Genomic DNA, 11,927 nt, shown 5'->3' on the forward strand with positions numbered 1-11,927 from the left:
AAGTACCAGCGGCAAAGTCAAAGTCCCTGCCCCGGTTTCACGTCCTTCAACTCCATCGCCTTGGCCGGGTCGCGCATCATCTGGCCGACGATATCCTGGCGCTTGATGTCCTTGCGGTGGCGCAGCGTCAGAACAATGGCGCCGATCATGGCCACCAGCAGGATCAGGCCCGCCAGTTGGAACAGAAGGAAGTATTGATCATAAAGGATGACGCCGAGCGCCTCAGTGTTGTGGCGGTCCACCGGGACCGGCTGGGCCAGATTGGCTGCCGCGCCCTGCGCGCTGTCCCATGCCCCGAAGGCCATGACAAACTGCATCAGGATGATCAGCCCGATCAGCAAAGCCAGCGGCATATAGCGCGCCATCTCGGCCTTGAGCTCGGCAAAGTCCACGTCCAGCATCATCACCACGAACAGGAACAGAACCGCGACCGCGCCGACATAGACGATGATCAGCAGCATCGCCACGAACTCGGCCCCCAGCAATACGAACAGCCCCGCCGAGGACAGGAAGGACAGGATCAGCCACAGCACCGAGTGCACCGGCTGGCGGCTGATCACCGTGAACAACCCGCCGGTGATGGCGCTGATGGCAAACAGATAGAAGGCAAAGACGGTCATTGATCCTCATCCTCGTTGTCGCCCATGACCTCTTGCGCCAGATCCAGCGCGCGGGTCATGGCCGGGATGCCGGCAAAGACCGACATCTGACCGATCGTTTCCACGATCTCTTGTTTCTTGGCACCCGCTTCCAGCGCGTGGCGCACAGTCTGGCGCACAGCCGCGTCCGCTTGCGCGCCCTGGCAGGTCAGCCCGGCCAGCGTCAGCAGCAGGCGTGTTTTGGCATCCAGACCGTCCTTGTTGACGGTGTTGCCGAACATCATCTCCATGACCTCCTTCGGCATGGTCGGCCACAGCGCCTCGAACCCCTTGGGCGAGAAATTCTCCATCGCCGGGTTCATCGCCTTAGCCATGTCCTGAGCCTGCTTCATCATCAGCTCGAAAGGATTTGTCGGGCTGTCAGTCATCGGTACGGCGCGTCCAGTTCCAGATTGCGTGCAATCTCGGCTTCCCAGCGCTCGCCGTTATCCAGCAGTTTTTCCTTGTCATAAAACAGTTCTTCGCGGGTTTCCGTGGCGAATTCAAAGTTAGGGCCTTCGACGATGGCATCGACCGGGCAGGCCTCCTGACAGAAACCGCAATAGATGCATTTGGTCATGTCGATGTCATACCGCGTGGTGCGGCGGCTGCCATCTTCGCGCGGTTCGGCGTCGATGGTGATGGCCTGCGCCGGGCAGACAGCTTCACACAATTTACAGGCGATGCAGCGTTCCTCGCCGTTGGGATAGCGACGCAGGGCGTGTTCCCCCCGGAAACGTGGCGACAACGGGCCCTTTTCGTGCGGGTAGTTGATGGTGGCCTTAGGAGCAAAGAAATACTTCATCCCCAGCTTCATACCAACCCAGAAATCCTGCAGCAGAAAGTACTTGGCGGCGCGGGTATAGTCGATTTGGGTCATGATCAGCCTCCTACGCTCCACCGGGCGAAGATGCCCCAGAACCACTCGAATTTCGCCGCAAAGGCCACGAACACCACCCAGGCCAGCGAGAAGGGCAGGAAGACTTTCCAACCCAGCCGCATCAGTTGGTCATAGCGGTAGCGCGGCGTGATCGCCTTGACCATCGAGAAGATGAAGAAGAAGAACGCCATCTTGGCGACCATCCACAGCACACCATCGGGCAGACCTGGGATCGGGGACAGCCAGCCACCGAAGAACAGCAGCGAGGTCAGCGCGCACATCAGGAAGATCGCGATGTATTCGCCCGCCATGAACAGCAGGAACATGGTGGCGGAGTATTCCACCTGATACCCGGCCACCAGTTCCGATTCCGCTTCGGGCAGGTCGAACGGCGGGCGGTTGGTTTCAGCCAGCGCCGAGATGAAGAACAGGAAGACCATCGGGAAATGCGGCAGCCAGTACCAGCCAAAGAAGCCGTAGGCAGTGTCTTGCGCCCCTACAATGGCGCCGAAATTCATTGATCCGGTCGAAATGATCACGCCGATGATGATCAAACCGATAGACACTTCGTATGAGATCATCTGCGCCGCAGATCGCAGCGACCCGAGGAAGGGGTACTTTGAGTTCGACGCCCAACCACCCATGATCACACCATAAACCTCAAGCGAGGACACGGCGAAAACATAGAGAACGGCCACGTTCAAATCGGACAGAACCCATCCATCATTGAATGGGATAACCGCCCAGGCAATCAGCGACAAAACGAAACTGGTCATCGGTGCCAGAATGAACACGGCACGGTCGGCCCCGGCGGGTATGACCACTTCCTTGACCACGTACTTCAGCGCATCCGCCACCGATTGCAAAATGCCGTAGACGCCCACCACGTTGGGCCCCCGCCGCATTTGCACAGCGGCCCAGATCTTCCGGTCGCCATAAACAAGGAACAACAGCGAGATCATCACGAAGGCAACAACTGCAAGCACTTGCGCCAGAATGATGATGGCTATTCCGCCTGGGGTGTTAAAGAAATCAGCCATTGGTCCTCACACCGTGGGTATTCCGTTTTCCGCGCGCGATGCAAAGGCCAGATGCCTGCGCAAACTGCGGCTGGGTCGGCGCGTTGGTGTAAACAGCATCTGCCGCCATTGCGCCACCCTTAATATTCGATTTCACACGCAAATCAGGCGCGGCCATCTGCCGCCCGGCACCGTGCGCGCAGTTCTGCGATATGAAACAGTTCAGGTTCATTCCGCAGCGATCTTCTTGGATTTGCGGGCTTGCGTCTGGGCCGAAAGCTCGGCCATCAATTGCGATGCCCGAGCGACCGGGTTGGTCAGATAGAAATCCTTGACCGCATAACGGAAACTCGCCTTGCCTAAAGAACCGGCATCGAGAGCAACGACTTCATTCTCGATCACCTCGTCGATGCGAGCCAGATGCGGAACCGCCTCAATCAAGGCCGTGCGCAACTGCGCCAGCGAGTCAAAAGGCAACGTTGCTTCCAGTTCGGCGGACAGGGCACGAAGAATGGCCCAGTTTTCTTTTGCCTCGCCCGGAGCAAACCCGGCACGCATCGCCAGCTGCGGGCGGCCTTCTGTATTCACGAACAGGCCATTTTCCTCGGTATAGGCCGCGCCCGGCAGGATCACGTCAGCGCGGTGTGCGCCCCGGTCACCATGGCTGCCCTGATAGATTACAAACGCGCCTTCGCCGATCTCGACCTCATCCGCGCCAAGATTATAGATCACATCCGCGGCGCTGATCGATTCCATGCCGCCTTCGTTGGTGGCATCCACGTCCATCGCACCTACGCGCGAGGCCGCAGTATGCAACACGATCAGACCACTTTCGGTATTGGTCGCAATGACTTGCGCGGCGGCCAGCACGGCGGCGCCGTCCGCTTCCTGCAGCGCGCCCTGCCCGACGATGACAAGCGAGCGTTTGCCCTTGATCTCATCATCGCCGCCCATGTCGACGACCTTTTGCAGCGCGGCACGGTCATCGCCAACGTGATGATATCCATACGTCAAATCGACCGCAGAACCGACCAAAGCGACTTCGGCCCCATGCGCCCAAGCTTTACGGATACGCGCGTTCAGGACCGGCGCTTCGTCACGTGGGTTGGTTCCGATCAGCAGGATTCGTTCGGCGGAATCAATGTCCTCAATAGCGGCAGTCCCGGCGTATGCGCCACGGTTGCCCGCAGGAAGTTTGGCACCATCGGTACGGCATTCAACGACACCGCCCTGCCCTTCGATCATCTGTTTCAACGCAAAGGCAGCTTCGACCGGCACCAGATCACCCACGATACCGGCAGGCTTTTCGGCGCTTTTGAGCGCCTCTGCGGCCTTGGTCAGCGCTTCAGGCCATGAGGCCGGGCGCAGCTTGCCGTTTTCACGCACATACGGCTTGTCCAGCCGCTGACGGCGCAGACCATCCCAGACAAATCGGGTCTTATCGCTAATCCACTCTTCGTTCACACCGTCATGGTTGCGCGGCAGAAAGCGCATCACTTCGCGCCCTTTGGTGTCTACGCGAATGTTCGATCCCAAAGCATCCATCACATCGATGCTTTCGGTTTTGGTCAGCTCCCACGGGCGCGCTGTAAAGGCGTACGGCTTGGAGGTCAGCGCACCCACCGGGCACAAATCGATGATGTTGCCCTGCAGGTTCGAGTCCAGCGTCTGATTCAGGTACGAAGTGATCTCTGCATCCTCGCCGCGCCCGGTCTGACCCATCTGGGTAATCCCGGCCACCTCGGTGGTAAACCGCACGCAGCGGGTGCAACTGATACAGCGCGTCATCGCGGTGCCGACCAACGGTCCGAGATCCAAATCATCGACCGCCCGCTTGGCTTCTTTGAAACGAGAACCGGACAGGCCATAGGCCATCGCCTGATCCTGAAGATCGCATTCACCGCCCTGATCGCAGATCGGACAATCCAGCGGGTGGTTGATCAGCAAGAACTCCATCACCCCTTCGCGGGCCTTTTTGACCATGGGCGAATTCGTCTTGACCACAGGTGGCTGGCCCTCAGGCCCCGGGCGCAAATCGCGCACCTGCATCGCGCAGGACGCCGCTGGCTTCGGTGGTCCGCCCACAACCTCGACCAGACACATCCGGCAGTTCCCGGCGATCGACAGACGCTCGTGATAACAAAAACGCGGCACTTCGACACCGGCTTGTTCACAAGCCTGTATCAGGGTCATCGCACCATCGACTTCGATTTCCTGCCCGTCGATATTGATCTTGCGGAGGTCAGACATGGCTCTCAATTCGCTCTCAAGTAGACGCCAATGGCGCTGTTTCTTTGGATTTCCTTCTGCCCCAGCGTGCAGAATGTGTTGGGATTGTCGTAGGTCACGCCGTTCGAGGTCAGATACGCCTCGCCCTTGGCACGCATACGATCTTTTTCCGCATCCGACTCAACGTACGAGCGGATTTCACTGTCCGAATATCCCAGATTGTTCGCTTTGGACCGCAGCCCCCACATCACGCTGATCGCCTTCAATCGCCGCCCGCTGATCGAGGGGCAGTATTCTGAAATCTCATTTGCGATGGCGATGTAATAGAGTTCGTCGTCGATCTCTTTGACATCCCTCAAGGGCGGCTTTGCTTCTACTACAGAAGGGAACGTGATCAGAGCGGCCAGGGCTAACGTTTTTGCAAAAGACATGGATCTTCCTTTCGTTTTGGAAGCACCAAAACGAACTGGTCCGGTCTTGCTAGGCAATAACGGCCTGCAAGTCGCGTCACGATATGCATAAACGCGTGTCATGGCCGCTGACATTGACCTGCTAACGTCAATTGATCATCAATGATGCGAAGGTTTTGCGGCTCGGTATCCGGCCCCACTTTCCAATCAATCCGAGACGAACCAAAATTCTGTACACAGAATTTGATACCCTCATGGCGACCGGCCTCGCGCGCACCGTCCAACGATGCAGACGCGCCCTTCACAACAACGGTAAAATCCGTGGGCGATACTTTCTTGTCGACCACCTTCGCCTTGGCCCTGAACGACTTTCCATCGAACAGAATACGATCTTCCGAGGGCTTAATGATGCCGCAGGCGGACACGCCCGCCAATGCCAAGACGACTACAAGGGTTCTTGGGACTTTCATTCCATCCCTCTTAGTGTTCTTTTCCGCCGAATCGCCATCAGAACGCCGCCACCAATGCCATAAGACCAATCACAAACATGCAAGCCCAGCCCAATACATAAAGTACAGACCGCAGGCCACTGTGTGGTTTACCTAATCCTTTGATGTGCACCACCAACATCACCAAACGCGCAACCAAAGCAACAGACGCAAGCAGATTGATCCAGAATGGGCTGGCACCCAGCAAAACCGCCGCGGTAACAACCGTCACAAACGCCGGAAGCGTTTCCGTTCCATTCAGATAGGCCCGGTTCAGACGATAGGCTCGATCAGAATAATCCTGGTCCGGAGTCGCCCCCGGCGCGAGGCCTTTGCCTTGCTTAGCCAGCGCTGAAAACGGCGCCAGGAACAGAACGACCAGTGTGAAAAGCACAACCGATGAAATCGCGTGGCTATAGTCTGCAAAAACGTCCATCCCGTTTACTCCGCCGCCATCGCACCCATACGGCCCGATTTCTGGGCCTTGATGCGGTCTTCGATTTCTTCACGGAAATTCCGGATCAGGCCCTGGATCGGCCAGGCGGCCGCATCGCCCAGGGCACAGATCGTATGGCCTTCGACCTGTTTGGTCACGTCGAACAACATGTCGATCTCTTCCGGTTCGGCCTCGCCGCGTACCAGACGGTCCATCACACGCATCATCCAGCCGGTGCCTTCGCGGCACGGCGTACACTGACCGCAGCTTTCGTGCTTGTAGAATTTCGATAAGCGCCAGATCGCCTTGATGATATCGGTGGACTTATCCATCACGATCACGGCAGCAGTGCCCAGGCCCGAGCCCAGATCGTTTCGCAGGTAATCGAAATCCATGATCGCGTCGCGCATGTTCTCACCGCGCACACACGGAACCGAGGACCCCCCGGGGATCACTGCCAGAAGATTGTCCCAACCGCCGCGAATACCGCCGCAATGCGTTTCGATCAGTTCTTCGAACGAAATCGACATCGCCTCTTCGACGACGCAAGGATTGTTCACATGACCCGAAATCGCAAACAGCTTGGTGCCTGCGTTGTTCTGACGACCAAAGCCCGCGAACCAGTCGGCTCCACGGCGCAGGATGGTCGGCACAACCGCAATCGATTCCACGTTGTTCACTGTGGTCGGACAACCATACAGACCTGCACCAGCCGGAAACGGAGGTTTCATCCGCGGCATACCTTTTTTGCCTTCGAGGCTTTCGATCAGGGCGGTTTCCTCGCCGCAGATATAGGCCCCTGCCCCATGATGCAGGAAGATATCGAAATCCCAACCTGAACCGGCGGCATTCTTGCCCAGCAGGCCAGCATCATAGGCCTCATCAATCGCGGCCTGCAGCGCCTCACGCTCGCGGATATATTCGCCGCGCAGGTAGATGTAGCAGGTGTGGGCATTCATCGCGAAGGACGCGATCAGGCAGCCTTCGATCAGCGTGTGCGGATCATGACGCATGATCTCACGGTCTTTGCAGGTGCCGGGTTCGGATTCATCTGCATTCACAACCAGATACGAAGGGCGTCCGTCGCTTTCCTTGGGCATGAACGACCATTTCAGACCGGTCGGGAAGCCCGCACCACCGCGACCACGCAGACCCGAGTCTTTCATCGTCTGGATGATCCAGTCGCGACCTTTTTCAATCAGGCCAGCAGTGCCGTCCCAATGCCCGCGGGCTTGCGCGCCCTTCAGTGTGCGCTCATGCATCCCGTAGATGTTGGTGAAGATCCGGTCCTGATCCTTCAGCATCGCGTGTTACCTTCAGCTGTCCTGACGCATGCGCCAGAGTTGAAAAATGTTGATGCCCGCATAGATGAAACCCGCCAGAGCCGCGAGATCAAACAGCAGAGCGTGCCGGGTCGTCAAACCCAGCGCGGGGCCAATGAACAGGTTCATCGCAAGCCAGATCAGCATGGTCACAGCAATGACCACTCCGATATGTCGGCCCTTACGGGCTATGGCCTGTTCCTTGTCCTTATCCATCTTCCCCCGATGCCCCGGATGGGCACCCGTCTAGTCTTCGTACGTGCCCTCAGATTTGGCACGTTTGGCAAATTCGGTTTCTTCGCCTGCCGCAAGCTTGGCCGCCTGCTCGATCCATCCATCGCGTTCGATCCGGCCTTTGAATTTCAAACGCGCATCCACCCAAGCCACCTGTTCGGGCGTCCATGCAGCGATCTGATCGTAGTGATAGAAACCCAGTTCGTTCAGCGTCTCTTCCAGCTTGGGACCGACGCCTTTCAACAGCTTCAGGTCATCTGCCTTACCGTCGCGTGCGGCAGTCAGTGTCTCGGGCTGGTCTTCTTTGACGTCTGCGGGCTTGGCTTCGACTTCTTTGGCAATAGGCTCGGCTTTTGCCTCAGCCACTTGTTTCACAGCCGGTTTCGGAGCCTCGGGTGCTTTCGGAGGTTTTGCCGCCGCCGACGCGCCCGCCTGCTTGCCATCCTTACCCAGCCACGGTGTCAGGATCGGAACTTCGGTCCCGTCAATACGCTTGACCGTATCCCCCAGATCTGTCGCCAGCTCAACGCTTGCGTTGTACTGAGGTTTCCCAGCCTCATACTCGGCCAGACTGCTCAGACCCTTCAGCGGTTCCGCCGCATAGCGGCCGTTCTGCGGCCCCGGGGTCGGTACCTTGCCCGCCGCCAGATCGTCGATGATCTTGCCAAAGCTCGCGGCGGTCAGATCTTCGTAATAATCCTTACCGATCTGCGCCATCGGCGCGTTGGTGCACGATCCGAGGCATTCCACCTCTTCCCAGCTCAACTTGCCATCGGCAGACAGTGCATGCGGTTTCGCAGCGATCTTTTCCTTACAAACCGCGATCAGGTCTTCTGCACCGCAGATCATGCACGACGTCGTTCCACACACCTGAATATGCGCAACAGACCCAACTGGTTGCAGCTGGAACATGAAATAGAAGGAAGCCACCTCAAGCACTCGGATATAAGCCATGCCCAGCATGTCGGCGACGGCTTCGATCGCCGGGCGGCTCAGCCAGCCCTCCTGCTCTTGCGCGCGCCACAGCAGCGGAATGACCGCACTGGCCTGACGCCCCTCGGGGTATTTGGTGACCTGCGCTTCGGCCCATTGCTGGTTAGCAGCGGTGAAGGCGAAGCTTTCGGGTTGTTCGGCGTGAAGACGGCGGAGCATTAGCGGTCAATCTCTCCAAATACGACGTCCATGGTGCCGATAATCGCGGCGACGTCGGCCAGTTGGTGGCCGCCGGCGACGTGGTCCATGGCTTGCAAGTGCAGGAATCCCGGCGCGCGGAGTTTGGCGCGGTAGGGTTTGTTAGTGCCGTCGGCGACCAGATAGACGCCGAACTCACCCTTGGGGGCCTCAACGGCGGCGTAGACCTCGCCAGCGGGGACGTGGAAGCCTTCGGTGTAGAGCTTGAAGTGATGGATCAGGCTCTCCATCGAGGTCTTCATGTCCGAGCGTTTCGGCGGGGTTATCTTGCCGCGCGCCAGAACGTCTCCGGGGCAATCGCGGATTTTGGCGATGGCCTGACGGATGATCAGCAGCGACTGGCGCATCTCTTCCATGCGGACGAGGTACCGGTCATAGCAGTCGCCGTTCTTGCCGACGGGGATCTGGAACTCGAACTCGTCATAGCATTCATAGGGCTGCGCGCGACGCAGGTCCCATGCCAGACCCGATCCGCGCACCATCACGCCGGAAAAGCCATATTTCTGGATGTCATCCTCGGTCACAATACCAATATCGGCGTTACGCTGCTTGAAGATGCGGTTTTCGGTCAGCAAACCGTCGATGTCGTCCAGAACGGCGGGGAATTCGTGACTCCATGCCTCGATATCGTCCAACAGTTCAGGCGGCAGGTCTTGGTGCACACCACCGGGACGGAAATAAGCCGCGTGCAGACGTGCGCCACAGGCACGCTCGTAGAACACCATCAGTTTTTCACGCTCTTCAAAGCCCCACAGCGGCGGGGTCAGTGCGCCGACATCCATCGCCTGCGTTGTCACGTTCAGCAGGTGGTTCAGGATGCGCCCGATCTCGGAATACAGAACCCGGATCAGCGAACCCCGGCGCGGCACTTCGACACCGGTCAGCTTTTCGATGGCCAGACACCAGGCGTGTTCCTGATTCATCGGGGCCACGTAATCCAGACGGTCGAAATACGGCAGGTTCTGCAGATACGTCCGGCTTTCCATCAGCTTTTCGGTACCGCGGTGCAGCAGGCCGATATGCGGGTCGCACCGTTCGACGATCTCACCGTCCAACTCAAGCACAAGGCGCAGAACCCCGTGCGCGGCTGGGTGTTGCGGGCCGAAGTTAATGTTGAAGTTGCGGATCTTCTGTTCTCCGCTCAGCGCGTCCGTGCTGCCGTCATCGTATCTTGAGCCGTCCATCAACGCCCTCGTTTCTTCTTTGCTTCGGCCCGAACCCGGACCTTTTCCGCCTCGGCCGCCTTGGCTGCGGCCCCGGCCAGCAGAACCCCTAACGCGCCCAGAATGATCAACTCACCCATCATCTCAGCGGCGCTCCAACTCTTGCAGTTTCAGCCCGACCCACCACAGCAACGCAATCGTGCCAAAGGGAACCAGACACAGCAGGCACCAGTATTTGTTGATCCCGAAGAACGGTAGAATCTTCACCATCGGAATGATGGTCAGCGCAGACAGGATCAGCCACCAGATGCCCCCCATTTATTCGGTCTCCTGCTTTTCATCCCCCGGCAGAATGTAGTTCGCGCCTTCCCACGGGGACATGAAATCAAACTGACGGTATTCCTGCACCAGGCTGACCGGCTCGTAGACCACGCGTTTCTGCGCCTCGTCGTAACGGACCTCGGTATAACCTGTGGTCGGGAAATCCTTGCGCAGTGGATGACCACGGAACCCATAGTCGGTCAGGATGCGCCGCAGGTCCGGATGACCCGAAAACAGGATGCCGAACATGTCAAACACCTCGCGCTCGAACCAGTTGGCCGAGGGATGTACGCCAACGATAGACGGCACCATATCTTCTTCGCGGATCGAGACCCGCAGACGGATGCGCTGGTTCTGGTACATCGACAGGAAGTGATACACCACGTCGAACCGCTTGGCGCGCTCGGGGTAATCCACGCCAGTTATATCCACCAACGTCGAGAATTTGCAGTTCTGGTCGGACTTTAGGAATTCAATGAATTCCACGAGGTTCGACGGTGCCACGTCCACGTTCAGTTCGCCATGGGTTACGTCCCATGACAGAACGCAATCAGCCCGCTTCAGCTCCAACTGTGTGCCGAGTTCCTTGAGTGCTTCGCTCATCAGCTCTCTCCTCAGCGCACGATTGTGCCGGTACGGCGGATTTTGCGTTGCAACTGCATCAGGCCATACAGCAGCGCCTCAGCAGTCGGAGGGCAGCCGGGCACATAAATATCCACAGGAACGACCCGGTCACAGCCACGAACAACGGAATAGGAATAATGGTAGTACCCACCGCCATTGGCACAGGACCCCATTGAGATCACATAGCGCGGTTCGGGCATCTGGTCGTACACTTTACGCAGCGCAGGCGCCATTTTATTGGTCAGCGTACCCGCCACGATCATCACGTCGGACTGACGCGGGGATGCACGCGGGGCAATGCCGAATCGTTCGGCATCATAGCGCGGCATAGAGGTGTGCATCATTTCAACCGCGCAGCAGGCCAGACCAAAAGTCATCCAATGCAGCGAGCCGGTACGGGCCCAGTTGATGATGTCCTCGGTCGAGGTCAGCAGGAAACCTTTATCCTGCAGCTCGGCATTCAGGGCCTGGGTGGCGACTTCCTTGTCGACGCCGGTGGTGTTGGCACCCGTCATCACTCCCATTCCAGAGCCCCTTTCTTCCATTCATAGGCAAAGCCGATGGTCAGCACCGCCAGGAACACCATCATGGACCAGAATCCGACATCGCTGACGTCCTTGAAGCCCACGGCCCAGGGAAACAGGAATGCAATTTCCAGATCGAATATGATGAACAGAATCGAAACCAGATAGAATCGGACGTCGAATTTCATCCGCGCATCGTCGAAGGCATTGAAACCACATTCATATGCGCTGACCTTTTCAGGGTCGGGATTGCGGACGGCCAGTACAACGGCTGCCAGAATCAAGACGATCCCCAAGCCTATGGCAACGGCCAGAAACACCAGAATCGGGAGGTACTCCCGCAGCAGGTCTTCCACGAATAGCTCCTTTCCTGCGCACGCATCTTGTCGGGTGCGCCGTCAATTGGCGTGTTGACTGGACATTCTCTATCCCCGCGGGGTCAGAGGGT

General features: G+C 58.2%; 18 protein-coding genes. All 18 read right to left on the bottom strand.

Annotation, left to right across the window (positions count from 1 at the left end; all coding sequences use genetic code 11):
- Positions 1-17: 17 nt before the first annotated feature.
- The 18 genes from ACR0K5_RS02515 to ACR0K5_RS02600 all read right to left on the bottom strand — a co-directional run bounded on the left by ACR0K5_RS02515 (position 18) and on the right by ACR0K5_RS02600 (position 11,835).
- Positions 18-620, bottom strand: coding sequence for an NADH-quinone oxidoreductase subunit J (locus ACR0K5_RS02515; protein ID WP_480628160.1), 603 nt, complete (start codon positions 618-620; stop codon positions 18-20).
- Positions 617-1,027, bottom strand: a complete 411-nt coding sequence (locus tag ACR0K5_RS02520) for a carboxymuconolactone decarboxylase family protein (RefSeq protein WP_298846609.1) — start codon at positions 1,025-1,027, stop codon at positions 617-619. The genes ACR0K5_RS02515 and ACR0K5_RS02520 overlap by 4 nt, the downstream gene beginning before the upstream one ends.
- Positions 1,024-1,518, bottom strand: a complete 495-nt coding sequence (gene nuoI / locus ACR0K5_RS02525; protein WP_480628161.1) for an NADH-quinone oxidoreductase subunit NuoI — start codon at positions 1,516-1,518, stop codon at positions 1,024-1,026. Before nuoI ends, ACR0K5_RS02520 begins: the two co-directional genes overlap by 4 nt.
- Positions 1,519-1,520: 2 nt before the next feature.
- Positions 1,521-2,558: an NADH-quinone oxidoreductase subunit NuoH gene (gene nuoH, locus ACR0K5_RS02530; protein ID WP_480628162.1), complete on the bottom strand. Its 1,038-nt coding sequence runs from the start codon at positions 2,556-2,558 to the stop codon at positions 1,521-1,523.
- Complete coding sequence (locus tag ACR0K5_RS02535) at positions 2,551-2,769, bottom strand: hypothetical protein (protein ID WP_480628163.1); 219 nt, start codon at positions 2,767-2,769, stop codon at positions 2,551-2,553. The genes nuoH and ACR0K5_RS02535 overlap by 8 nt, the downstream gene beginning before the upstream one ends.
- The gene (nuoG, locus tag ACR0K5_RS02540) at positions 2,766-4,787 is read right to left on the bottom strand and encodes an NADH-quinone oxidoreductase subunit NuoG (RefSeq protein ID WP_480628164.1); all 2,022 of its coding nucleotides are present in this window, start codon (positions 4,785-4,787) and stop codon (positions 2,766-2,768) included. The genes ACR0K5_RS02535 and nuoG overlap by 4 nt, the downstream gene beginning before the upstream one ends.
- A gap of 5 nt (positions 4,788-4,792) precedes the next feature.
- Complete coding sequence (locus ACR0K5_RS02545) at positions 4,793-5,197, bottom strand: DUF5333 domain-containing protein (protein ID WP_480628165.1); 405 nt, start codon at positions 5,195-5,197, stop codon at positions 4,793-4,795.
- A 98-nt stretch (positions 5,198-5,295) separates the two neighbouring features.
- Positions 5,296-5,646 (bottom strand): hypothetical protein, encoded by a 351-nt coding sequence (locus ACR0K5_RS02550; RefSeq protein ID WP_480628166.1) that lies wholly within the window; start codon positions 5,644-5,646, stop codon positions 5,296-5,298.
- Positions 5,647-5,683: 37 nt separating this feature from the next.
- Positions 5,684-6,100 carry an MAPEG family protein gene (locus ACR0K5_RS02555; RefSeq protein WP_480628167.1) on the bottom strand — a complete coding sequence of 139 codons (417 nt, stop codon included), beginning with the start codon at positions 6,098-6,100 and terminating at the stop codon, positions 5,684-5,686.
- A gap of 5 nt (positions 6,101-6,105) precedes the next feature.
- Positions 6,106-7,404 (bottom strand): NADH-quinone oxidoreductase subunit NuoF, encoded by a 1,299-nt coding sequence (gene nuoF / locus ACR0K5_RS02560; protein ID WP_480628168.1) that lies wholly within the window; start codon positions 7,402-7,404, stop codon positions 6,106-6,108.
- A 12-nt stretch (positions 7,405-7,416) separates the two neighbouring features.
- Positions 7,417-7,638: a DUF5337 domain-containing protein gene (locus ACR0K5_RS02565; protein ID WP_171092174.1), complete on the bottom strand. Its 222-nt coding sequence runs from the start codon at positions 7,636-7,638 to the stop codon at positions 7,417-7,419.
- 30 nt (positions 7,639-7,668) lie between these two features.
- On the bottom strand, positions 7,669-8,808 hold the full coding sequence (locus tag ACR0K5_RS02570; RefSeq protein ID WP_480628169.1) for an NADH-quinone oxidoreductase subunit E: 1,140 nt from the start codon (positions 8,806-8,808) through the stop codon (positions 7,669-7,671).
- The gene (locus tag ACR0K5_RS02575; RefSeq protein WP_480628170.1) at positions 8,808-10,031 is read right to left on the bottom strand and encodes an NADH-quinone oxidoreductase subunit D; all 1,224 of its coding nucleotides are present in this window, start codon (positions 10,029-10,031) and stop codon (positions 8,808-8,810) included. Before ACR0K5_RS02575 ends, ACR0K5_RS02570 begins: the two co-directional genes overlap by 1 nt.
- Positions 10,031-10,153 (bottom strand): hypothetical protein, encoded by a 123-nt coding sequence (locus ACR0K5_RS02580; RefSeq protein WP_257599041.1) that lies wholly within the window; start codon positions 10,151-10,153, stop codon positions 10,031-10,033. Before ACR0K5_RS02580 ends, ACR0K5_RS02575 begins: the two co-directional genes overlap by 1 nt.
- Position 10,154: 1 nt before the next feature.
- Positions 10,155-10,328: a hypothetical protein gene (locus tag ACR0K5_RS02585; RefSeq protein WP_010442775.1), complete on the bottom strand. Its 174-nt coding sequence runs from the start codon at positions 10,326-10,328 to the stop codon at positions 10,155-10,157.
- Positions 10,329-10,934 (bottom strand): NADH-quinone oxidoreductase subunit C, encoded by a 606-nt coding sequence (locus tag ACR0K5_RS02590; RefSeq protein ID WP_480628171.1) that lies wholly within the window; start codon positions 10,932-10,934, stop codon positions 10,329-10,331.
- 11 nt (positions 10,935-10,945) lie between these two features.
- Positions 10,946-11,479 (bottom strand): NuoB/complex I 20 kDa subunit family protein, encoded by a 534-nt coding sequence (locus tag ACR0K5_RS02595; protein WP_480628172.1) that lies wholly within the window; start codon positions 11,477-11,479, stop codon positions 10,946-10,948.
- Complete coding sequence (locus tag ACR0K5_RS02600) at positions 11,470-11,835, bottom strand: NADH-quinone oxidoreductase subunit A (protein WP_480628173.1); 366 nt, start codon at positions 11,833-11,835, stop codon at positions 11,470-11,472. The genes ACR0K5_RS02595 and ACR0K5_RS02600 overlap by 10 nt, the downstream gene beginning before the upstream one ends.
- Between the last annotated feature and the right edge of the window lie 92 nt (positions 11,836-11,927).

Source organism: Ruegeria sp. AB9 (assembly GCF_056542585.1).